Source organism: Bacteroides sp. MSK.20.82 (assembly GCF_019052485.1).
GTDB lineage: Bacteria > Bacteroidota > Bacteroidia > Bacteroidales > Bacteroidaceae > Bacteroides > Bacteroides thetaiotaomicron.
The window spans coordinates 1-21,656 of sequence record NZ_JAHQUN010000059.1 but is presented as its reverse complement, the minus strand read 5'-3'; the positions used below and the strand labels follow the sequence as shown (position 1 = coordinate 21,656).

Here is a 21,656-nt window from a genome sequence, read left to right as displayed (position 1 = left end):
CTCATTGATTTACTTGTATCGTTACATTCTCTTTCACTGGCAGACCGTAACGGCTTGAAACGGTAAACTCGATCACCGCCTGCCCGGTCGCATCCGGCCGGAACGTCACCAGGTTGTTTTTTTCCAGTGCCACGCCCTCGCCCCTTGTCGCATCATACCCGGAAATATACACCCGGCCGCTTCCCTTTACGAACCTGGCCGACGCTTTCACCCCGTAAAGTTCCGTATCAAGCTGCAAATAAAATTCCGCTTCCTCCGATACCAGCATAAGATCCGGCACGTTCTGGAAACGTATGTTTATCTCCGGGCTGGAAACTTTCAGTTTGATGCTGTCGGATCGTGTCACAAGTTCGCTGGCTACCCCCATGACGATATACGCCTCTCCCTCGGTTGCCGGGATAAAATCGAAATCCAGCCGATTGTTTGCCTTGAAATCATATTCAAACGTTTCTCCGGGGCTGTATTCGTTGTTATCCACCAGGATAACGCCGTCCCCGTCCCTGACCTCAAAGCGTGTCAATATCTGATCCCCGTTGTCCGGATCAAGATCCGAGATCGTAAGGGTGCAATTAATGGGCTTCCCCACTACGGCCGTATTGCCGTCTATACTTTTCAGCGTCACGGAAAAATCCCGGCTGACAAGTTTCAGTTCGTCGTCGCAAGACGACAAAAAGACCAAAGCGCACAAGGCGGTAACTAATTTTCTCATACGATTTATTTTATTTGTTCACGATAATACGGTCAAACAGAGCGTTCAGATCCACCCCTTTGCTCCTTAGAAAAGCGATGTATTTCACCACCACGGGGGCGGTTTCCGACTGCTCGATGTTGCAAAGCTGCTGGCGGCTGATCCCCATTTCCTCGGCAACGCTTTTCGCCGTCAGGCTTAGCCTGATCCTTTCTACTTTCAATTCATTACTTAGTTCCATAAATGAAATTTAAAGGGTTTATTCTCTTTTGGTTTTTTATCACCTCATAATGCAAATGATTCCCGGTACTTATCCCGGTGCTTCCCACGAACCCGATCACGTCCCCCTTTTCCACCTTCGCACCTTTCCGGGTGTAAATGAGTGTCAGATGTGCGTATCTGGTCTGAAATCCGAAACGGTGCGTAACGACTACCGTTTTCCCATATCCGGGCGTTTCACCTGCGAACGTCACCGTCCCACTGGCTGCGGCGTGTACGGTAGCCGCATACACCGCCGCCATATCCAGGCCTGCGTGAAACTGCCTTTCACCGCTTATCGGATGCGTCCGGTAGCCGTAACGGTCGGAGATCCGGTATTTCTCTTTCAGGGGTGCGACAGAGGGGACGAAACGGTAAATATCCCCGTCCTTTTGGACGATCCCCCACACCGGGGCGATGTCCCCGTAATCCCCTGCGGTCTGCAACACCTCCACGATCAGCGAACGTTTGTCCTGCGCCCCCACCCGGCCGACAGGGATCAGCGCAAGGATCGCAAGGCTAAATATCCTCCACATTCACGATGTCGCTGTTCTCCAGGTCAAAAAGAACGTGACGGCCTCCGTTCTTCTCGTTGATCTCGATACGGAAAACTTTCTCGTCCGGAATGGTGAACTTATCGAAAGCGATCACGTATTTCATCCGGCCGTTCCCCTCTATCCTGGGCGAATAATTCTCCGAGAACAAAGCCTGCTGATCCACTTCCTGGGATGCGGTCAGCTTGGCCGTTTTCTTGTCGATGATGTAATACCGGATATAATCTATATCATAAGGCAGTTTGCTTTTGTTCTCGATCTCAAAGGTAAACAGGAGCAAGTTATCATATATATGCAGGTTGTTCACGGAGAAAACGATCTTGTTGCGAACGATCCCCTTGTTGAATATCCCCCTTTTTGCGTTATATACCCGGCTCATGACCTGATCCCTTTCCCCGGCCGGGATAATGTTGTCGGTCAGGATCACGTTCGCCTTTTTCTCCGGCCGTTTCTCCCCTATCTCATAGACGAACGCCTCCGGCTGCTGCCGATAATCCACGTTGAACGTGTAGAACTTCCCCCCTTCGGTCGCCAGCGACACGTTTGTCTGCCTGGGAAATTCCTCCACCTTTCCCGTGGCTGCGATCATTCGCACGATATTCTCGGTATTCTCGGCCTTGCTTACCTGTATGCAGGTATCGCCGTAATCTATATAAATCACCTTTTCCGGTGCGATCAGGTGCGTTTGCGACACCTCATTCAGATAGATAGTGTCCGGCCGTATGCTCGACATATCGGGCAGGAAATAGTTCGTATGCTCCAGGCTGTCGGCATAGGTCACGTTAAACGAATAGAAAAAACCTCCCTCGGTCGCCACGCTGACGGTCGTCTGCTTGCTGAAACTTTTCCGGTTGGCCTTTATGCGCAAGATATTAGGCACGCTCTCCGGGTTATCGACGGCCACGAAGTCCGTAACGGCCTGGTTATACTTCACGGCCGAGGGGAATACAAGATGTATCGTCTTGGAATAATTCACTGCGATAGGCAGGCTTTCCACCGGGCGGATCTGCGCCCCGGCCGAGGAAACGGCCAACGCCAGGATAAAAGAACAAATAGCTTTCATTTCAGATATAGTTTATAGTTCGACTTCACGGTGACAACGACCTGGTTGTTCTTCTTCCGGAACACGCTCTTTGCCGCATTGCTCACCGCATTAACCCCCGTACTTAGAACGTCCGTCCCGTAAGAGGTAACGTTCATATCGCTAACCACCTCGTCGGCCGCCTCCTTTGTCGCTTCCGCCTTGATGTTCAAGGGCACATATATACCGGGCAGTCCGTCCCTGTCGTACACGGTCTTTTGCATCTCATAGATGCTGTTCCCGATCCGGACGGATTCAACCGTTATATTGATCCTGTCCTGTGCGAGCTTCACCACCCCGAAAACGGCCGTCCCCTTGTTAATCACCATGCCGCCGGGCAGTTGCATTTCTTGGAGCGTGACAAGTTTTATCACGCTCCCGTTCGTGATCTTCTGATCGCCCGACACAATGGCCTCTATCGTGTTTCCCTTGTTCTCCGGTTCTTCCCCCGAAAAGAAACGTCCTACTGTCCTTTCAGGCTCTTCCTTCTTCGGCGTTTCCTTTTTCGGCCGGGCTTTCGCCGTTCTCCGTTTCATGGCTGCGGCCGCTTTCAGACTGTCGGCTCTCTGGTTCTGCCTTAACTGTTCCTGCAAGGCTATCACTTCCGGATCTTCCCGGTACATAGCTCCCGAACGTTCCCGGTACACTTCATCGGTAAAATTCTCGTACTCCGGCCGTCCGTCCGTATTCATCATATCGTCCAGGGTAAAATCGCTTTGCTGCTGTGCCCTAAGCGAAGTGTTCACGCTCCCGTCCTCTTCCCGGTTGTCCCCTTTCCCGGTCAGTGCCAGCGTAACGGCCAGCACCACCAGCACGAAGATCCCCAGGGATGCGAACAGGATTATTTTTGTTTTCGTGGCCTTATCCATAGTGTTACTTTTTTTCAGGTTCTTGTTCTATCCGGACAATCTGCTGTATAAACTGGTTAAAGAAAAATCCCGTCACGTTCTCCGGAAATTGCGGCGTGGTTCTCACGATCTCCCCTTTCGTCCTGATAAGAAACCTTAGCTTCTGCCCCGAAACGCCGTAAATCGTCAGGGTGGAAGTGAAAGCCACCTTGTACGGCTCATTGTCCCCGGCGATCGTCTGGATGCTGTCTATCTCGCATTTATAGACCGCCCCGTTCTGCACCGCATCAAAATAGGCCTTATCATTATAATACTTTGAGAACACGGCATTCAGATCGTTCTTATTGACATAAAAAGCGGCGTGCGCCTGATTTTTTTTCAGGTTCAGGCGATCGAAGCTGTTAGCGTACCCGGTCGCCTCGGCGCACGTCTTTTTCACCAGGGCAAGAAACAGAGCCTCGCTATCCTCGGCGTGCGTTTTCAGGTACTCGCCGGATCGCTCCACCACGACCACCTTATCCAGTGCCGTAAAATTCACCACCAGTCCCCAGGCCAGCACCAGGACAACCACCACCAGGGCAAAGCCCAGGCACAATTTTAAGTTTACCGCTCCTTTGCGCTTGGCCTCGGCCAGTGTATCAAAATCTTTCAGTATATCGTCTTTATTCATAAGATCAGGATTTAAAACAGTTCACGACAAAATTTCACGCTTTTGGCAAACAGGAAAAGTTTGAACACGAAAGCGAAAAGAAGTCCCAGCATGGTATATTTGTTCTGTCCGCACATGTGCATGATATTCTCCGCAATGATAGACCCCAGGGCGTTGGCTATCAGGAACGCCGGGATCGTCATGTAACAGACAAACAGGTTTTTCAGGTATGCGTGCGTATAATGCCTCGTTTTCTCGTCCATGTAGAGTATTACGGCTATCGGCGTGACGATCTCCAGGAGTATAAGATACAGATACCGGGCTGACGCAAAGAAGAAAAATATATATTTCGTTGCGTACAGGAGTATCGTATAAGCCGCAATATTGAACGGCAGCATGATAACCTCCTGAATCTGCTGCCCTACCCAGTTATGCCGCCTTTGCACGTCCTCGATATAGTCCTTTGTAAAGGTTACGATCGCCTCGTCAATGCTTAGATCCACGTCCTCCTGATAATGGCTTATCAATTCGTTCTGAAGATTTCCAAGTGCCGTTTCCACGATCGTAAAGGCGAACGGTGCGACCATGATAATGGCGAACACATAAATATAGATATAGAACAGTTTGAAGAACTGTTTCATATCGACGGGCTTGTCCCCCTCGCTAAAGGCCTCTTTCCAGGCCGTCACGAACTTTTGTATCACGATGATAACGGCGATAAAGGAACAAAGGGCGATGATCCCCTGGCTGACGCCGTTCATCTTGACGGCCTCGTATGCGCTAATCACATTGTCGATCACTTCCATAGGCTCACTTCTTGGCTGTTGATTTCAGGGCTGCGATCCGTTTTATAGCGTCATTGACCGTATTAAACCTCGCTCTCTCGTCGAGCATCTTGTCCCGGTTCTCTTTCAGCTTGTTATCCAGATCCACGATAATTTTTATCCTCTCCCCGTCGGTCATGCTCACCGAGGGCGATATGATCGTCCGGATCAGGTCAAAGGAAAGCACGCTTTCCTCCATGATCTTGTTCAGCACGTTCGTATATTCCCCGTATGCCTCCTGTCCGGTAAACACGTCCGACCGGGTGCACTCTTTCGCCGCCAGTTCCAACATTTCCCCCTGCATGGAAAGCACCTGCAACACCATTTTAGAGTTTTTGATAACCCCGTTCACCTGCCGGTACAGATCCAGGCTCTTAGTCAGTATGTCCCTGGATTCCCCCAGCACTTGAAACTGTTCGTATGCCTGTTTAAGTTCTTTCGCCCAGGTTATCTGCGATAGCTGCGTCAAGGCCGGATCGGACACCACCCACTGGCCGAACGCCGTACAGTAAAAGCACATCATCACAAGCAAACTACATAGACATTTCCGTTTCATAACTTTTCTGTTTTAATTGTTTATACTTCTCTATGGCCGTTTCCATGCTTCCGGCCTCCTTGTAAATCTCCTGCAATTTGTTCCATTTCTCGCCGTCGGTCTGGAATGCAAGCAATTTTTCCGGTGAAAGCTCCAGGCGTACCACCGTTGCATAACTATCCATAAACCGGATGAATATCTCCGAATACGGCCGTACCCCTGAAAAGTCGTTACGGATCGACTTCATCAGGTTTACGTGGCTCCGGTTCTTGATATGGAACGCCTCTACCGTCTGGTCGTAAACGATCTCGTTGGCCGGAAGCACGTATAAGAGTTGCGTATTGGCGATAATGCCTTTCGTGTACTCGTTATCGGGAAGCTGCGCCAATGACTGGACGATCGTACCCACCGCCCCGTTTTCCTTGCGGAGTTTCTGGTAACAGAACGCCACCGTCGAATGTATGTCCGCACCTGAAAAGGTGTCCTTTATAGACTGGCTTTCTGCGTACTCGTCAAAGATCAGCATCCCCCTGACGGAACGATCCGAAAGGATCTTGTTCTCTATCGTATCGAAAAGGATTGTCATAATGACGGAAATCAGGAACGGATCTTTCTTTATCTTCGTCAGCTCAAAGACGATAAAATCCCGGTTCTGCATATCGTTCTCCAGTGGGGACGGCTTGCACACGTTCTCATAAAATCCCCCCGGCATAAATTCCGAACACACGTGCAGGAAGCTGTCTATATCGAAGTATTCCGGCAGGATATTCAAACGCTCATACAGTTTTTTCCCCTCTCTTTGGACGTACCTGTAAAAGTCCGGGAAACAATGGCCGTCGGGAATATCCTCGTAATAACGGCAAATGATCTTTGTCAGCGAAACAACTTGTTTCGTGTCCTCCATGATCGCCTTAGACCGCCAGAATTTAAGCACCAGGTTTACAAGCGTCTTTATCTTCTCGTTGTCCGGCTGCTTCCCGGCCGTATAGAACGGATTGATCCCCAACGGGCTGCTGCCGTCATAATCAATATGCAGCGACCTGTCCGGGTACAACTGCGAAAGCTGGTAAAAGCTCTTTCCGAACTCGACGACGATCTGTTTATAATTCTGCTCGATGTTCTGCTGGATGATGTTCAACGACGTAACCGACTTTCCCCCACCCGTCGATGCGACGATAATCATGTTACGTGCCGGAATGCGTTTCTTATCTGCGTCCCAAACGTCCTTTCGAATCGGTGTTTGATACAGCCGTTCGTTAAACAAGATCCCCTCCTTGTCGCTGCGGAACGTAGAGTAATTGATCCCCATGCAGAGCGACGAATGCAGATCCGAAAGAAACAGGTAGTCCGGATTCAGGTTGTTTTCCCGGCCGATGATCGAGCCTATAAAGATATTATAAAGCCCCTCGTAACTTGGAATGTAATATTTAAACCCGGCGTTCGTGAAAATCATTTTTACCTGTTCCGTCTGTCGGTTCAGGATCGTTTCGTCATCCTCCAACAGCAACACGTTCAGGTGCGTTTTGCAAAGCACGTTTTCCTCGTTGATGATCTCCTGCTCATACGAGGCCAGGCCGTCATAACGGCTTTTTATGGCCTTGTCAAACTCCCGGTAACGGCCGAACAGCTTCACCCTCTCGGCCAGTTCCTCCCGGTAGCTTCCCCCGGCGAATTTCCATATCTGGTTTACCACATGGGAACAGGGCACATGAACGCCGATCCTTTCCAGCATCGACATATAAAGCTGGCTGTTTGCCTCCTGCAAAGTGCTGTCCGTAACATATACTTTCATCCTGTCGGGCAGATACCTTTCATCACAAACGGCAAAGAATATCCCTTTCTTCTGCCCGATCCTTATCATATCGGAACACTGTATATCCCTTAGTCCCTCGTCGTCATGGAAACCGTTCACGTACCGGAAAAGGTGCTGTTTCACCTCGGCCACGTTCAACGGCCGGATCTGCGTGCCACGGATATTCCGGATAATGGAAACTGCACTCTCCACCGATTCCAGAAACTCGGCCAGCCTGTCCCGGTCTGCCTTCGCCAGTTTCTCGCTATACGCCAACGGGTTGGCCTGGTACGCTTTTTCAAGGCTTTGCAGTCCCGAAAGCGTAAAGGACAATATGCAGAAGTGATGCAGGTATTCCCGTCCGTCGAAATACTTCCTTTCGGCCGTCTGTATATAGCCCTCCCCCTCGATCACATATTCCGGCTTGAATTTCCTGCGTAAAAACACGTCCTGCTTATGTATAAACCCGGTTCGGACATACTGGAAAGCCCGGAATAACTCGTTATGCCTTTCCTCCAGATCCGAGCGATCCAGCGAATAGGCCTCCGGCAATTCCAACAGGTAGGAAACGGATATTTCGCCGGATTTGGTAAGTATGGAAGATCCTACCGTATCCAAGATACAGTACGCTTGCGCTGCCGATATTTTCATAAAAAGAGTGTTTACAGGCTGTTTAACAGATCCTTATTCGATATGACAAATACCTGTCTTTTGAACTTGCCGAACTTGCGCTGCATGGAAAGGTTGATAAAGACGATCCGCAAGACCACAGAGGCGAACGCCCCGGCCACCAGCGAAACGATAAAGGCCAAAAAAGATCCCTCCCCACTCATGGCACTTGTCAGGAAGCCCACGACAAAAAGAACAATCACAGCCAGGATAATACAATAGATGCAAAAAAACTTCGTTCTCATTCCATGCACTTTCAGGGGTGTTTCCAGCCCCTTTCTAACCTGGAAGTCCATTAGAGGGACATTTTAAGTTTGCTATTGATAAGTGCGATAACGGCTGCAATGATCGCAAGCCCGATGATGATGTAACCAACTACCCAGAGTAAGTTTACAATACCCTCTTTTCTTGTTCCCTGTCCGTCCCGGTCTATAATCTTATCATAATTCATCACCACACCGATCCCCACTCCCACGATCAGGAGCATGGCGATCACCGGAACGGCATAATCACTAAGGAATGTGTTTACTTCATTTCTGATACCTCCAGTAGCCTGGAGCAAGATAAACAAAGGCGTTTTCATAAGGAGTTTATTTTTAAGTATTTAAGTAAATAAATTCTTATCCGGCCAATCCAAAAACAACCTTTGCTATTGCACTGGAGTTTCAAACTGGAGTGTATTTATACAATTATATTGTACAAAATCCATTCCAATTTGACATAATACACTACTGTTTTAATAAATACACTAATTATCAAACTTTTATAATTTTACCCCTTTTTTATATTCCACAAAAAAGTGTGGAGTTGTCCCACACTTTGTAGAATGTCGCCACACTTCCCTTGTTATTCAATGCCTTGTATATCCCTTATGATCTGCTGGTAATTTTCCTCTATATCCGAGGCCAGTACGGGATGCACGATCGGAAGCGGATCTTCCTTGTCCTCGTACATTTCAAACCTCAAATGAAAGTTCCTCATGTTGGAATGTGCCGCACTCCCCACGAACTCGCCCGATTTCAGGCTGGTAAAGAAATTCGTGTCGTATATTTCCTCTTTCTGCGTGGAAACTGTACGGCTGCGGTTCTCCCCTCCCCGGCTGCTTCCGGTGGTCTTTGAAACCCTCTGCCTCTCCTCTTTTCCAAAAACAAGCGGGTAGCTTTTCAAGGCCTCTATATCCTTTGTCCGGCCAAAGAACTGGTTCCCGAAATTGGATTCTATCGAACTGCGGTCATATTTCCCGTATATCTTCTCGATCTTCGCCGCCGACTGCGTGAGGAAAACGAAACTGCAAAGGTATTCCCTTAGAACGGACGGCAGTTTCTCGAAATCGGCGATCCGGAACGTGGTCGCTTCATCCAGAAAGTAGAAGAACGGCACTTTGTTCGCCAGCGTGAAACGCCGGGACGAAATGGAAAGCATGAGCGATATAACCGGGGAAATCAGGTTTTCGATCTGATAGGCGTTCGATACGACAACCAATTTCGGACATTCCGGATCTATCAGGTTAAAGTCGAAATCATTTCCGGAAAGGACATAACACACCTTTTTTTCGTTGGCGAGCGTGCTTAGACTGTTGGTAAGGCTGCTTAGATAGCTGCTTTGCGTCTTGGGGCTGTCCTTTGCGTCCAGGAATGCCCCGGCCAGTACCCGGCTCTGGTGCTTGCCCTCCAGGAACGACGTTATCCGGACAGTTCCGGCCGAACAAATGAAATTAACGATATGGGGTATCGTGCAAAACTGCGGATAATCGTTATAAAACCGGATCGAAACGCCCCTTAATATCCCCAACGCCCCGTTAAACCACTCGTCCCGTTTGCCGTCCTTTCCCTGGTAGGCGGTCAGCATATCATCCATTAGCTGCAAGAACAAGGTTTCATTCTTCACCACGGAAGGACGTATCGGATTTGTCCGGTGCGTCCGTTCCATATCCGTGAAACTGATCTGGAAGCACCCATAAGGGTAATTATGTTTTTTTACCAGGTGTACGGCTGTCCTTGCCAGATCGAAATCCTTGTAATTATAGACAAATCCGGCAAACCCGGCCTGTATATACTGGCTTAACAAGGGCTTTCCTATGCTTTTGGTCTTTCCGGAGTTCGCCCCACCATAGACCAGGAAATTATCGAACGGATCGGCAAAGGTTATTTTCCTCCCTCCCCCGGCCGACAGTTCAAAACGGTATTTCTGTCCTTTTTGCTGCTGTTTCCCGGAATTTGGAAGCAACAGCACAACAACGATGATCCCCACCAGGCAGGCGATCCCTATAATAATATACATCATCATATCATAACTCTTTAAACGGGTTTAGAAAACTGCCGATCTGTTTTATCAGCATCATTTTTATATTAGCCGGGTTCTGTATAAGGCTGACGGCCTTTTTCACGTTGCCTACAAGCATCCTTTCCGTCCGGAAGCTATCCCCCAGGATCTCGTTTATCAGCTTTTGTTTGGCCTTACCACCGATAAACCCGACCGTCTTGTCTGCGCTTCGGTGCGTTCCCCTTTCCCTTTCCCGGCCTCCGGTATCTTTGGCGTACCCGGTAAAGGCAAGCAAATCCCGGCGTTCCATAAAGAAAGAACTTTCCCCCTTGATGTAGGTATAGTTTCCGGCCTCGTCCCTTTCGATCGTATATCCCCTCTCCCTCATGGCCTTGTTTATCTGCCTTACCGTCCGGTATTCGGGATTTGCCAGGCACTCCCTAAGATCCTCGTTCCTGACTGCGTACCCATGCTTGTATCGGTCTATCAGATTGATCTCATTCTCGTATGCGTATTTCCGGATCGCCGAAATCGGCACATAGGTTTTCGTTTCCCTATCAAACAGTACATCATAAGACACCTCTTTAAGCTCTTTCCTGTATTTCACCGGATCGGGTTCAGGCATGGGCGTTTCCGCTTCGTTTTCCGTTTCTTCCGGATGTGCCTCGCTCCCCGGCGTTTCCTGCTGTGGCTGCTGCGCTTCCTCCTTTGTTTCCGGCTTTCCGGTCACGCTTTTATCCTCTTCCGGCTCGATCGGCACTTTCTGGTATGTCAGGAAAGAAATATTCTTGGCTTCCAGGCCGTTTTCCCGGTAGGCCACGCCCTCCTGCTTGTACTTGTACAGGTTAAACCGTTCGATAATGCCCTCCATGTGGCGGCTCTCCAGTTTCGGATCGGCGAATTTTTTCAGATCCTTGTGCCGTATGCTCACCCGTTCACCCTCCCGTGAAAAGGAATGTACCCCTTTCCGTACCTTATGCGTGTAGCCTTGTTCTTTCATGGCTACGACAATCTGGTTAGCGGACGTAAAACGGTAGTTCTCCAACAGGTTTTTAAGCTCCGGGTTCTTGATCTTCTTCAAGACGGCTTCGGCCGTCGGTTCGCTTTTCACCAGGTTTATTTGATGCTCGTATGCGAACTGCCGGACGGTGGCGAACGATACCGTCGTATGGTTTTGTTCATCATAAACCACTTTATAAGCGACCTCTTTCAAGGCCTTTTCCCCCTTCTGTGCTTCATCTTTTACATATGTCGAGAAACTTATATCCTTTACCTGCAAACCGTTCTCCCTGTACCCGGCCGGGTTCGCCTCGTACTTTGTCAAGTCGAAACGTTCCGTTATGCTTTTTAGCTGCTCGTCAGACAGAGGTTGTTCGAACGCTTTCAAGAGCCTGTGTTCAACCTGGAACACTTCACCCTCCCGTGAAAAGGAATGCACCCCCTTCCTTACCTGGTGCGTGTAACCTTGTTCCCTCATGGCTGCGACGATCTGGTTTGCCGCCGTAAACTGCTCGTCCTGCAATATCCTTTTAAGCTCCGGGTTCGTGATCTTCCCGATCTCGGCCGATACCTGCGGACGTACATAAGTTTCCCCCTCTTTGGCCTGGTAATCGAATTTCCGGTTAAAACATTCCTGTACCCTGACTTTCCAGCCCTCATGTGAAAAACCCCGTTTCACCGTCCCCCTGCCCTCCAGTTCCCAGGTGTTCCCGGCCGATTTAGCCCCCGGAGAAAGTTTCACTTTCCCGTCCAGGCTCTTGCGTGAAACGATTACGTGAACGTGTAAGTTCAGACCGGGTTTAGGCTCTCCGATCCTGGTGATCCCCTGTTTCACCTCTTCATCTTCCGGATGATAGGATCGTTCCGTTTCCACACGTGCGTAATACATGAGATCCTGGCCTCCCCTAATATTGTCCCGTCCGAAGTTCAAGGCGTATTCATCCATAGCCGAACGGGTGAACGCCTCCAGCTTTTGGAAAACCTCTTTTTTCTCCTGTGGTGTAAGTTCCTTAAAATCGTCCACTTTCCGGCCGATAAGGTGCATTTGTTCCGACTGCGACGGATTGAGCGAAAGCATGAAGAATTTAGCGTCGTTAGCCCCTAACGCCTTTTTGTTCCCGTCTATATCCATAATTACCCGTTCGGGTGAAATATCCTGCTCCGTATGGGAGAAAAAACGCTGTCCCTCCCCCGTTTCCTTTTCCAGATAACGCACCAGGTCGTGACAGCTTCCCGTATTTCCGCTTTTCACGTCCTCGGCCGGGTGTACTTTGGCAAACATAGGCTTATCTCTTTAGTTCGTCCTTTAACCTTTTCACCCACATATCCAGCGTATTACGGTCTATCTCATAAACCGTATCGTTGAATGTCGGTATCTTCTTCACCTCGTCGATACGCTCCACGATCTCCAGGATCTTGTGCGTATTGCATCCGACGGCCGGAGTTCCTTTCTCCTGCCGGGCTATTTCGAGATCCGTTTGCAGTTTCCTGGCCTTCTCCCGGTTTTCCCTGGCTTCCTGTTCCAGTTGCTTGGAACGCTCCAAAAGTTCCTGTACCTGTGAGATGTGCATATATTCGTCCGGATTGTCCCCCGGCGTTTTCACTTCCCCGACAAGCGACAAAAGGAGTTGTTCGATGTTTTTCAGCCTTACGTTAGTGGATTTCTCAATGCCCCGGACAACTTCGATCACCCGGCTTGCCTGCTCTTTGGCCGCAATGTTCGGCGGCATTACATTCGACTGCGGGGTGATCCCCGTTGTTTCAAAATAGAGTAACATTTCGGCCACGAACGCATCGTGCGATTTGTTTCCTTTCAGCATATCAAGCCTAAACCTTGTACTCTCCTTTATACGGATAGACGTATCTTTACTTGTTGTTGCCATAATTTCACGTATAGGGGTTTGCATACATAAATATCGGCTACAATATACTATAATTCAATGAATTATCAAAATAATGTATGCAATATGTATGCAATTCGCATACATATAAACAAGTAAACAGTTATATATCAGTGATTTAGAAAATCAGCATTGGACTAAGTCCAATGACTGCTTGCTCACTTTGGTAAACCGTCGTTCTCTCTCTCCTTGCTTCGCTCGTCGCTCCTGGAACGCTCCGCACGGCTTCGCTCCAATACATCAGACACCCAGCCCCCAAAATGCACATTACAAATGTACACCGCCCCCCAAAAAAGTGTACATTTGTAAAACGGCGGCAATCGTTCCGATCACCTTATATTTTACAACACAAAAACAAAATTTTACACATTTTAACGCGCGGAAAAATCGCACTAAAGAAACGCTTCGCTCATTTTTTCTCCGTTTCTCATTTTCCGTTTTCAAAATGCACATTTTCCAGCCGTTTTTGAAGCCTGTGATTCCCTAAGATTTTCCTTCTTTGTGAGAATAGTCTTTGTAGAGGTTCTTTGTAAGAAAGCGTTTTTTCATTTATAATTAACTGAAATACAAATCGTTATAAGTGAAAAGACACAACCTAAAATACTCATTTTACTAAAATCCGAAGGGGGAAAATACTTATTTTACTAAAATTACCCCCTCCAATAAATACCCATTTTACTAAAGGTTACAATAAAAAGTACTTGGTATTTTTTGGCGGTATCTTTTATTTCTTTAACTTTGTCCCGAACTCAAAAAAAAAAGCCTATGGCGACCAACGACATCACCCTCTATATTCCTCCTACGGAGGAAGAAGTAATGTTAATCCAGCCGAATAACGTAACATTCGGCCAGTACTCTGTGACCGAGTGGCAAGAAAACCTCCTGACGCTCATAAGCGACCAGATCCAGCAACACATGACCAGGGAAAAACAACTGCCTAAAGACCTCTTTAACCAGCCTGTCGTCGAGATCAAATGCGACGAAGCCGGGGGGAAGAACAACAAGAGCAAAGTTCTGAAAGAGGCTATCGCCATGATGCGGAAAAACTTTTCCTTTCGCTGGGTGCATCCCAATATCCACCAGACGGTGGAAACGTTCGGGGTGGTGATAACGACGGTACACAACATCAAAGGCACAAACCGGGTAGCCCTGACGCTCAACCCCTGGGCGATCCCTTTCCTGCTCTACTACGGTACGGGTGTCGGCGGTACAAGGTACGGGAAGAACATCGCCTTAACCCTCCGGGGCAATTACACCAAGCGGCTCTACAAGATCATTTGCAGCCAACGGGACAGACGGGAGTATTATTACTCGATCGACCAATTCTGCAAAGACCTGGAGATCCCGGCCTCCTACTCGAATGCACAGATCGACCAAAAGGTTTTAAGGCCTGCACAGACACGAATCAAGGAAAGCGAGGCCGATGTATGGTTCGATTACAAATTCATCTGCAAAACGCCTAAAAAGGGGCAAAAACCGAAAGCCGACACGATTATCCTGTTCATCCATGCGAGAAATCCCCAAGAACTGCGAGGCGACCAGCAACAACAATACTCGTTCGTTTACCGTTGGGTTTACGGTGCTTTAAGCTATCCGAGCGACAACACCCCGGTAAGGGCACTCGACAAGATCCTGGAAAGCGGACGGCTGAAAGACGTGTACGACCGTTGTGCATATTACGACGATAAGGTTTGCAGCGGTGAAATGAGTACAGCCCACGCACAAAATTCACTGGCAAAGATGCTGCGTGAGGATTTCGGTATCAAGGCCAGGGGGAAAAAGAAAGATCCCGACCTGTTTGGTTAAATCCGGAAGATTTTCTATATTTGTGTGCGGCCGGGGTGGTTCCCGTCCGTCTGGGGGCTGACGGCTATTGCACGTCAAGCCTTAAAAGTGGGGCGAATTGACGTATTACGACATCCCCACTTTTTCATATACCCCTATATTGTAATGCACATTACAATAATACTAAAATACTAAGATTAGTATAGACTTATCTTAGTATTTTAGTAAAACGAGTATGCTTGAAATCTGCCTCCGGCGGGGTTTTTACTGGGGGCTTCTGACCTTTGCACTGTTTCCTATTGTTCCGTAAAATCAGTGTCGCACAGTCCGCACCTTAACACCAGCCCGGATTTTCCCCACACGTTACAGCCGCACCCACAGGTGTATTTCTTCCGCTTTCCGCTTTTGCTCTCCCCCTCGTCCGGATCTTCCGGTTCTTCCGTTTCGTCCCCGTCGCTTCCGGCGATGCGGATCGGCCGGGTAGGTACGGCCGCCAAAGTCGGCTTGTACCTAAGCCGCAAGTTTTGCAGATCCTCCCGGCTTAGCGTATTGAAAACCTGCTCGAACTTCCCTCCCGGAATGATATAATGCGTAATGCTCTGGCCTGTCCTTTTGCCTCCGGCCTCCCCGGTGTCGGACGGCATCAGTCCGACCTGGATCATCTTGTCAGCCCATTGCGAATTATGATACCCTCCCCGGCTCGGCCTGCCGAAATCCTCCTGCCACAAATGGCACATTTCATGTACCAGGGTAGAATGCCAGTCCCGATCTTCCCGGTTCATAAAATCGGGGTTGATGCTGATCTCGTGAACGACCTTTTTTTCCTGCCCGTCCCCTCTCCAACGGTTGGCGGCGAAAAAGCCGAACGCCCCACCGTGACGGGACATATTCACGATACATTCCGAAAGCTCACCGTTAAAAATTGCGTCGTTGTAAAACTGATACAAGTCGTCCAACGTCTTAAACTGGATCGTCGTTATCATAAGCCTTTTGTTTTTCAATCTGAATGCAAAGATACGGATATTTTTGTAATGTACATTACAAAAATACTAAAATACTAATATTAGTATAACCGGATATAAAAGATACCCATTTTACTAAAATACTTGAATAAGTACACGTTACGTTTACAAAATACACTACTGTAATGCGCATTACAAAAATACTATTTTTAGTATTTACTAAAAAAAGCGCATCTATCCCAAAGATTATTCGAGAGATTTTTTTATCTTTCGGCCGAAGAATCCCGGAACGGAAATATTAAAAATATCCACGTTCCCAATAAACCATATACGCCCATGTTTCCAAATTACAAAGACTTTCAGATAGCTGTTTACTACACGCTGGGAAAAGCACTTCCCAAGCATATAGAGGAAGTGCAGACGGAGATCATCGAGAATTTCGATATAAAATACAATTCCCCCATGCTCGCACACCCGTTACTGCGTACCCCCATTTACGAGAAAATCATCCTCCGTATATTAGATACAATGGAAGATTTAAAAGAGATCCGCTTTTCCGACGACCGTACCCATGTCGTCCTTACCGGAAGGGGTAAACATCTCCTGGACGAGTACGAGAATGAAATGAATCAGAGGTTGCCTTTCATCATAAGCCGTAAAAAGTTCAAACGTCACACCCAAGAAGAGTTAGCTAAGGCATACCGGGAACTCAATGAATATCCCGATTAGTTTTTCTCCCAGGATTGAGCGTACGAACTAAAATACTAAAAGTAGTATCTACTATTTTTAGTAGATGTAGTATCAAACGAAACGTTTCTTTAAGGCGATGATCGGGTTTATCATCGTCTTGTACATTTCCAGGGGTTCACCCATAAGCTCGCACCGGATTAGGTGTATCAGCCTCTCGTCTTTCGGATCTGTCGGCTGCGGCTGGCAGTCCTTTCCCGTCCTGGTCTGATCCTCCAGTTCGGCCACTAAAATATACTGGAGCGTAAAGATGTCGGCCACGGTTTCCACCTCTCCGGCCACCTGTCGGTATAACTTCCGGTACTCCGGCCAACGTTCGGTATCATAGATATTCGCCTCGATATAGGCGTTTATCTGCGGAGTGGTGGCCGTCTGCTCGATTTCCACACCGGAAAGCCTGCGGATCACCTCTATTTTAAGTTTTTTCCCGGTAAACTTCTGTTTCGGCCTTAACCCGTATTGCGGCATTTCCCCCAGGGAGATAAACGGCTCTTTATCCCCCTTTCTCCGGTAAATGAAATATTCCGCTATCATCGTTCGGGGATATTCAAAACGTGATCCACTAACAGGGCTTTGTCCTCCGGATTTGCCTTTATCCAGAACAGCGACCAATTCAAGGCGTTTCCATACTCGTTAATACCGTTTTCCCGGACGGTCTGCCCGGCTGTCGGGGAAATCCCTTTCAGGCATGAAAGCGCATTATTATTGCCAAACATGGCATATCTGTTAAAGGCTTCCAACTCGAAAGGATAAATATCAAACCTTTTCTTTCCCTGGACGACCTGCGCAACAATCCGGCTATCATAGTCCGGATATTTGTCGGGTTCGACCTTAATCCCCAGGTTCTCCAGCAAAGCCCGGTTTATCCGATCGTCCGTCCCCAAATAAAACTGAAAGAAATCCCCGTCATACCCCCTGTATTTGCCTAAAAGATGCGCATACAGTTCCGCATCCACTTTTCCGTAAATACAACTCTTTATAAAATCCTCGTCGATACGGTTTCCTGCTATCGCATTGGAAACAACATCAATAATCTGTATAATCTTCGGTTTGTTCATATTACATTATTTTATCTACAAATATATATCTATCCAATCAAAAAACGCATTATCAGAGCTATGAAAGCGAAACGGAGTGTAGCGGCAAAGCGTTTTTTGGTTCTTTTTGGGGCGAGTGCCAAAAAGAACTCCCCCCGAAAGGCTGTCCCCCTTTCGGGGGATCTTCCTTGTATCATGCCACCTGTTCCGCTTCATCTGCTGCCGTTTCCTCGCTTTCTACGGAGATATTCAGTTTCCCGGCTATCATCTTGACAATTTTCATAGCGTCGGCCAGTACGTTTAAAATGAACTTGGGTTCTTCCCGGATCGCCTTTATCCAGCTTTTCAGATAAGCTGCGTTTTCAGTGCGTATATGTTCGGCTATCCCGAAAAACATTCCTGCCAGGGCTGCGGCGAACTCGGCCGTTAATTCCTCCTTGCCGTATTCCTCTGATCCGAACGGGTGCGCAAGATCCCGGTTCAATCGGGTGGGGTGTCCCGTGGAATGTCCCATTTCATGCAGAAGCGTTTCGTAAAAGCTCTGCATATCGACGAACTGCGAGCGAAGCGGCACTACGATATAATCGGCTAAAGGAGAATAGAAAGCCCTGTCGCCTTGCTGCTCCCGTATCGGGCAAAACCAGCTTTTCGCCTCCAGCATGGCGTCTATTTCGGGGTGCGCCTCTCCGGTTGTCCCGTCGGGCTGCTCTGCCTGTCCCCCTCTGAACTTCTCCCTTAACGCTTCCCATTCTTCCGGCCTCACGTCCGAAAAATTGGTCTGATCCAGGTTAAAGACCGAGTAATATTTATAGGTCGGTATAACGTTGTATTCCTGTTGCTGCTCCCGGCTTAACGCCTTGTATTCCTCAAAGGTTATTTTCTTGCGTGTTTCCTTGTGGTACACGTAGAAAAGGAAGTAATAGACCGGAAACGATTTCGATCCTTTCAGCACGGAGATCCCGGCCTCTTTCGCCTGGTTGAATGTCATAAATACGGGTGTCTGGTACTGGAATTTCTCGCAAAGGAAAAGAAGTAAAAAGGCGTTACCTCCGGCGTACCTGCGTCCTGTGAGGTTCTGCGGAAAGAAATTGCGTGTATTCGCCGCAATGGTGATCCAGGGCTTTTGCCAATTGTCCTCTACCTGCTGGATCTTCTCGATCATCAAATTTGCAAACTGTTGCGCTGCCTTGTCGAAATAATCAGTTTTCATAACTACGTCCCCCGTTCTTTATCCTGGTGGGTGAGCCAGTTCTAAAGGTTGTTATCTCTTTTTCTATACCTCTAATATAGCACTTTTATTTGAGATATGCAAGTATTTAAACAACATTTAACTAACTATTTATCAGATAATTATATGAAAAAGTAGTATTTTAGTATATACTAAATTTAGTATTTACTACCTGATTTTTTCCGATAGTAAACTCCCCACCTCGCACCCTCTCCCCCCCAAAAAACCTTGCGGATGCCTAAGATTCCGATGTTTTTGTATCAAGACAACCTCATTTTGGTTTTTCGGGGCTGTCGGTGTGGTCATCTTGCGTTTACCTTGAGTTCCGAGGGGTTTTTGTATGAGAACACCCCAAACGTTTTTTTCCATAGCACAAGTTTTTTAGGAAAAATACTACCTGGCTTTAGCCAGGCTGGAGATTTTTTCTAAAAGCCGCTTGCGGCTCAACTTGGGATATGGAAAAAGCCGTTTGACCTTTGCAGACAAAAACCCCGGTCAAGGTAAACGCAAGGCGGCCACGCCGGAAAAACTAAAATACCTCTCTCCCCTGAAAGGGGGGTTAAAACCGGGTTCGACAATCGGCTACCGGAGTACCCGGATTGTGCCGATCAGTGAAAAGTCAGGCGGCTTTTATCCGGCTGGCTTCACCGAACGGCTCTATCCGGAAATAGCCTACCTTAATCGGGTGGGTGGGTGTATTCATGCGTTAGGGATTGCAGTGGAAAGCCCACAGCCTTTAGGCGAGGACTTGGAGGCGGAAAGCCCGACCGTTTACGGGAACGCCCAAATCCTCCAAAAGAAAAGCGTACTAATATACTAAAATACTAAAAGTAGTAAATACTACATTCCAGGGAACAAGCCTCTATTCTTTTTAAAATCAATCCAGAAAAGCCATAAAATCCTTGTATAAACGAGATATACTCCCTATATTTGCGTAGTAATCCCCTGTTGTCCCTGTCGCAAGACAAACTCCAGGGTTTTGTTTTTATATACTCCCCCCCTATACGGTAGCGTATGGATCTTTTTCCTGAATCACCTTTTTAATCTTGAACAGCCGTTCTTTGGTTAGCGGCTTTATAGTTTCCGGATCCTCACCGTCGAATGTTTCCCCGAAGATCAGATCGTCCACCTCCAGGCCATGATTAAAATTCTCCCTGATACAGTCCCTTAGCAACCAAAGGTTTTTGAGGTTCACCCAATCGGCCGTTATGTTCCTGATCCTTCTAAACATGATTATCGCAGTACGAAAATAATGCCCCACATGATCGTAATCATGGCAAACCCGTTTATCCAGATAATAAACATCTATTTCCTGGTTTTCTTCATCCTCCGCGATCCGGCAAAGGCAGAACGGGATCTGCTCCAGTTTATCCCATTCGATATATTCCGTTGATTTCATATTGTCATTATTATAAATATCATTACTTGACCAATGATGCGATTACTTTCGTAAACTCCGAAATATCCCCCTCCACGCTGGCCTTTTCCAACGCTTTCATATATTCTTTTCTACGCTCCACCGGAACAACCGTCCAGTTATAGCCTCCAGACGCAAGCATGGCGTTCAAGACGAACCGTCCCATTCTCCCGTTCCCGTCCATATAGGGGTGAATATACACGAAAAAGAAGTGTCCCAAGACAGCCCTTACCGCCGGGTGCGGCTCATTCTTCAAGAGATCGAAAAGGACGGGCATAGCGTCCCTGACCGCTTTCGGGTTCAACGGGATATGTTGCGATCCCCGTATATAGACCTGCCCGGTACGATAACCCACAAGATCCTCCCTTTGCAAGATCCCCACCGTAACGAACGGCATCCACATCTGCATATACCAGACCGGATGATCCGCCCTTACCGCTTCCCCTGCGTTCTTTCCTTTCAGTATATCGGCGATCGTCCCCCTGACAGCCTGGAACGCCTGGTAATACCCACGTGCCACCAGCGCGTTTTTATGCTCCTTATCTTCTTCCTCCGGCTTCCAGTTCCCGACACGCACTTTCTCGATCAGTTCCGGGGAAACCCTATATCCCTCGATCGAGAGAGAATGATAAGCGTCCTCCGAATACTTTTCATCGACGGATCTCAAATACCCCTCCACGTCATCAATCTTTCCAGGGGCTTCGGGAAACAGTTCTACAACCTTATCCCTCATGTTCTCCCACATCAGGCGCAAGCGTGTGACGTAAGGCGACACCTCATAAACAAGGGGCGTTCGTGGCTGATCCTCGAACGGATCTTCTTCTCTCACGTCATACCCGAACCCCCGCATCGTGGAAACGATGCTGTCGGCGATTTCGCTGTTCCCGATGTTCCGGAACGCCCCGGCTATTCTTCCGGCACGAAGCGAAGCCCCGTTTTTCGTCAGTACCTTTAATATATCGGCAGCGTCCCGTATCATGGCCAGGCAGGTGCGGGCCGCGATCTTCTCCACCTGGAAATATCTCGGCGTGGTATATACCAGGGCTTCGGCAAGCGGATAGAGATTAAGGCCGTATTCCGGCTCTTTATATACCTGATCCGGGATCTCGCTTTGAAACACCAAAAGCGAGGTATCATACATCAGCTTTTGCGTGTTGTTATGGCCTTTCGGCGATTTGATAACCACCTGTACGGGCACGGTCGTTTTCCCCGAATACAGATCCAACGACTGGTCGGCCGTCAAACACCACCGTTCCCCCAGCCGGACGGCCGCATATTTCGCAATAAAATACCAGAATGAGGTGTACCAGACCGTCGTATCCCCCTCTGTTCCCGGCCTGGCCGCAATATACCAGCCTTTCATTACTTCCTGCAACCAGCCGTTATCCAACAGCCGGGTTAAATGCGTCCTCCCTATCTC

Annotated in this window: 23 protein-coding genes; 3 read left to right on the top strand and 20 right to left on the bottom strand. The window is 48.2% G+C overall.

The window, feature by feature from the left end; genetic code table 11:
* Position 1 precedes the first annotated feature (1 nt).
* From KTR07_RS25040 to KTR07_RS24975, 14 genes are all read right to left on the bottom strand, one after another.
* Positions 2-709 carry a hypothetical protein gene (locus KTR07_RS25040; RefSeq protein WP_007659494.1) on the bottom strand — a complete coding sequence of 236 codons (708 nt, stop codon included), beginning with the start codon at positions 707-709 and terminating at the stop codon, positions 2-4.
* Between the two features lie 10 nt (positions 710-719).
* A complete protein-coding gene (locus tag KTR07_RS25035) occupies positions 720-929 on the bottom strand; it encodes a helix-turn-helix transcriptional regulator (RefSeq protein WP_005842174.1) in 210 nt (69 codons plus the stop codon).
* The gene (locus KTR07_RS25030) at positions 916-1,482 is read right to left on the bottom strand and encodes a M23 family metallopeptidase (protein ID WP_007659497.1); all 567 of its coding nucleotides are present in this window, start codon (positions 1,480-1,482) and stop codon (positions 916-918) included. The genes KTR07_RS25035 and KTR07_RS25030 overlap by 14 nt, the downstream gene beginning before the upstream one ends.
* The gene (gene traN / locus KTR07_RS25025) at positions 1,466-2,563 is read right to left on the bottom strand and encodes a conjugative transposon protein TraN (protein WP_005842179.1); all 1,098 of its coding nucleotides are present in this window, start codon (positions 2,561-2,563) and stop codon (positions 1,466-1,468) included. Before traN ends, KTR07_RS25030 begins: the two co-directional genes overlap by 17 nt.
* A complete protein-coding gene (traM, locus tag KTR07_RS25020) occupies positions 2,560-3,396 on the bottom strand; it encodes a conjugative transposon protein TraM (protein ID WP_234164000.1) in 837 nt (278 codons plus the stop codon). The genes traN and traM overlap by 4 nt, the downstream gene beginning before the upstream one ends.
* A gap of 58 nt (positions 3,397-3,454) precedes the next feature.
* Entirely contained in the window at positions 3,455-4,099 is a 645-nt protein-coding gene (locus KTR07_RS25015; protein WP_005842183.1) for a hypothetical protein, read from the bottom strand.
* A gap of 11 nt (positions 4,100-4,110) precedes the next feature.
* The gene (locus tag KTR07_RS25010) at positions 4,111-4,884 is read right to left on the bottom strand and encodes a hypothetical protein (RefSeq protein ID WP_005842185.1); all 774 of its coding nucleotides are present in this window, start codon (positions 4,882-4,884) and stop codon (positions 4,111-4,113) included.
* Between the two features lie 4 nt (positions 4,885-4,888).
* Positions 4,889-5,458 carry a lipase chaperone gene (locus KTR07_RS25005; RefSeq protein ID WP_007659504.1) on the bottom strand — a complete coding sequence of 190 codons (570 nt, stop codon included), beginning with the start codon at positions 5,456-5,458 and terminating at the stop codon, positions 4,889-4,891.
* Positions 5,436-7,880, bottom strand: a complete 2,445-nt coding sequence (locus tag KTR07_RS25000; RefSeq protein WP_005842190.1) for a VirB4 family type IV secretion system protein — start codon at positions 7,878-7,880, stop codon at positions 5,436-5,438. The genes KTR07_RS25005 and KTR07_RS25000 overlap by 23 nt, the downstream gene beginning before the upstream one ends.
* An 11-nt stretch (positions 7,881-7,891) precedes the next feature.
* Positions 7,892-8,194 (bottom strand): hypothetical protein, encoded by a 303-nt coding sequence (locus KTR07_RS24995; RefSeq protein WP_005842192.1) that lies wholly within the window; start codon positions 8,192-8,194, stop codon positions 7,892-7,894.
* Positions 8,194-8,481: a hypothetical protein gene (locus KTR07_RS24990; protein ID WP_005842194.1), complete on the bottom strand. Its 288-nt coding sequence runs from the start codon at positions 8,479-8,481 to the stop codon at positions 8,194-8,196. Before KTR07_RS24990 ends, KTR07_RS24995 begins: the two co-directional genes overlap by 1 nt.
* 263 nt (positions 8,482-8,744) lie before the next feature.
* Positions 8,745-10,184 (bottom strand): type IV secretory system conjugative DNA transfer family protein, encoded by a 1,440-nt coding sequence (locus KTR07_RS24985; protein ID WP_005842196.1) that lies wholly within the window; start codon positions 10,182-10,184, stop codon positions 8,745-8,747.
* A 1-nt stretch (position 10,185) separates the two neighbouring features.
* Positions 10,186-12,441: a DUF5712 family protein gene (locus tag KTR07_RS24980; RefSeq protein ID WP_143920097.1), complete on the bottom strand. Its 2,256-nt coding sequence runs from the start codon at positions 12,439-12,441 to the stop codon at positions 10,186-10,188.
* 4 nt (positions 12,442-12,445) lie between these two features.
* Positions 12,446-13,042: a BfmA/BtgA family mobilization protein gene (locus KTR07_RS24975; RefSeq protein ID WP_254306574.1), complete on the bottom strand. Its 597-nt coding sequence runs from the start codon at positions 13,040-13,042 to the stop codon at positions 12,446-12,448.
* 783 nt (positions 13,043-13,825) lie between these two features.
* On the opposite strand from KTR07_RS24975, the gene KTR07_RS24970 reads away from it, so the two are divergent.
* Positions 13,826-14,866, top strand: coding sequence for a replication initiation protein (locus KTR07_RS24970; RefSeq protein ID WP_005648610.1), 1,041 nt, complete (start codon positions 13,826-13,828; stop codon positions 14,864-14,866).
* A 275-nt stretch (positions 14,867-15,141) separates the two neighbouring features.
* Here KTR07_RS24970 and KTR07_RS24965 read toward each other — a convergent pair whose 3' ends face one another.
* On the bottom strand, positions 15,142-15,828 hold the full coding sequence (locus KTR07_RS24965; RefSeq protein WP_005842205.1) for a SprT-like domain-containing protein: 687 nt from the start codon (positions 15,826-15,828) through the stop codon (positions 15,142-15,144).
* 315 nt (positions 15,829-16,143) lie between these two features.
* On the opposite strand from KTR07_RS24965, the gene KTR07_RS24960 reads away from it, so the two are divergent.
* The gene (locus tag KTR07_RS24960; RefSeq protein WP_005648570.1) at positions 16,144-16,536 is read left to right on the top strand and encodes a hypothetical protein; all 393 of its coding nucleotides are present in this window, start codon (positions 16,144-16,146) and stop codon (positions 16,534-16,536) included.
* 72 nt (positions 16,537-16,608) lie between these two features.
* On the opposite strand, the gene KTR07_RS24955 is transcribed toward KTR07_RS24960, so the two are convergent.
* The 3 genes from KTR07_RS24955 to KTR07_RS24945 form a co-directional block, all read right to left on the bottom strand.
* Entirely contained in the window at positions 16,609-17,166 is a 558-nt protein-coding gene (locus KTR07_RS24955) for a hypothetical protein (RefSeq protein WP_225018426.1), read from the bottom strand.
* The gene (locus KTR07_RS24950) at positions 17,085-17,612 is read right to left on the bottom strand and encodes a hypothetical protein (protein ID WP_005648574.1); all 528 of its coding nucleotides are present in this window, start codon (positions 17,610-17,612) and stop codon (positions 17,085-17,087) included. Before KTR07_RS24950 ends, KTR07_RS24955 begins: the two co-directional genes overlap by 82 nt.
* Positions 17,613-17,784: 172 nt before the next feature.
* Positions 17,785-18,801 (bottom strand): ArdC family protein, encoded by a 1,017-nt coding sequence (locus KTR07_RS24945; protein ID WP_005648576.1) that lies wholly within the window; start codon positions 18,799-18,801, stop codon positions 17,785-17,787.
* A 454-nt stretch (positions 18,802-19,255) separates the two neighbouring features.
* On the opposite strand from KTR07_RS24945, the gene KTR07_RS24940 reads away from it, so the two are divergent.
* Complete coding sequence (locus KTR07_RS24940) at positions 19,256-19,639, top strand: hypothetical protein (protein ID WP_005648579.1); 384 nt, start codon at positions 19,256-19,258, stop codon at positions 19,637-19,639.
* A gap of 180 nt (positions 19,640-19,819) precedes the next feature.
* Here KTR07_RS24940 and KTR07_RS24935 read toward each other — a convergent pair whose 3' ends face one another.
* Both KTR07_RS24935 and KTR07_RS24930 read right to left on the bottom strand, forming a co-directional pair.
* Positions 19,820-20,218 carry a hypothetical protein gene (locus KTR07_RS24935; protein ID WP_005648588.1) on the bottom strand — a complete coding sequence of 133 codons (399 nt, stop codon included), beginning with the start codon at positions 20,216-20,218 and terminating at the stop codon, positions 19,820-19,822.
* Between the two features lie 22 nt (positions 20,219-20,240).
* On the bottom strand, positions 20,241-21,656 hold a 1,416-nt coding region (locus tag KTR07_RS24930; protein ID WP_217315527.1), incomplete at its 5' end, for a Fic family protein.

Bases quoted from the DNA above. Each gene is read 5' to 3' on its own strand.
- KTR07_RS25040 (WP_007659494.1), bottom strand. From the start codon at position 709: ATGAGAAAATTAGTTACCGCCTTGTGCGCTTTGGTCTTTTTGTCGTCT.
- KTR07_RS25035 (WP_005842174.1), bottom strand. From the start codon at position 929: ATGGAACTAAGTAATGAATTGAAAGTAGAAAGGATCAGGCTAAGCCTG.
- KTR07_RS25030 (WP_007659497.1), bottom strand. From the start codon at position 1,482: ATGTGGAGGATATTTAGCCTTGCGATCCTTGCGCTGATCCCTGTCGGC.
- traN (WP_005842179.1), bottom strand. From the start codon at position 2,563: ATGAAAGCTATTTGTTCTTTTATCCTGGCGTTGGCCGTTTCCTCGGCC.
- KTR07_RS25015 (WP_005842183.1), bottom strand. From the start codon at position 4,099: ATGAATAAAGACGATATACTGAAAGATTTTGATACACTGGCCGAGGCC.
- KTR07_RS25010 (WP_005842185.1), bottom strand. From the start codon at position 4,884: ATGGAAGTGATCGACAATGTGATTAGCGCATACGAGGCCGTCAAGATG.
- KTR07_RS25005 (WP_007659504.1), bottom strand. From the start codon at position 5,458: ATGAAACGGAAATGTCTATGTAGTTTGCTTGTGATGATGTGCTTTTAC.
- KTR07_RS25000 (WP_005842190.1), bottom strand. From the start codon at position 7,880: ATGAAAATATCGGCAGCGCAAGCGTACTGTATCTTGGATACGGTAGGA.
- KTR07_RS24995 (WP_005842192.1), bottom strand. From the start codon at position 8,194: ATGGACTTCCAGGTTAGAAAGGGGCTGGAAACACCCCTGAAAGTGCAT.
- KTR07_RS24990 (WP_005842194.1), bottom strand. From the start codon at position 8,481: ATGAAAACGCCTTTGTTTATCTTGCTCCAGGCTACTGGAGGTATCAGA.
- KTR07_RS24985 (WP_005842196.1), bottom strand. From the start codon at position 10,184: ATGATGATGTATATTATTATAGGGATCGCCTGCCTGGTGGGGATCATC.
- KTR07_RS24980 (WP_143920097.1), bottom strand. From the start codon at position 12,441: ATGTTTGCCAAAGTACACCCGGCCGAGGACGTGAAAAGCGGAAATACG.
- KTR07_RS24975 (WP_254306574.1), bottom strand. From the start codon at position 13,042: ATGGCAACAACAAGTAAAGATACGTCTATCCGTATAAAGGAGAGTACA.
- KTR07_RS24970 (WP_005648610.1), top strand. From the start codon at position 13,826: ATGGCGACCAACGACATCACCCTCTATATTCCTCCTACGGAGGAAGAA.
- KTR07_RS24965 (WP_005842205.1), bottom strand. From the start codon at position 15,828: ATGATAACGACGATCCAGTTTAAGACGTTGGACGACTTGTATCAGTTT.
- KTR07_RS24960 (WP_005648570.1), top strand. From the start codon at position 16,144: ATGTTTCCAAATTACAAAGACTTTCAGATAGCTGTTTACTACACGCTG.
- KTR07_RS24950 (WP_005648574.1), bottom strand. From the start codon at position 17,612: ATGAACAAACCGAAGATTATACAGATTATTGATGTTGTTTCCAATGCG.
- KTR07_RS24945 (WP_005648576.1), bottom strand. From the start codon at position 18,801: ATGAAAACTGATTATTTCGACAAGGCAGCGCAACAGTTTGCAAATTTG.
- KTR07_RS24935 (WP_005648588.1), bottom strand. From the start codon at position 20,218: ATGAAATCAACGGAATATATCGAATGGGATAAACTGGAGCAGATCCCG.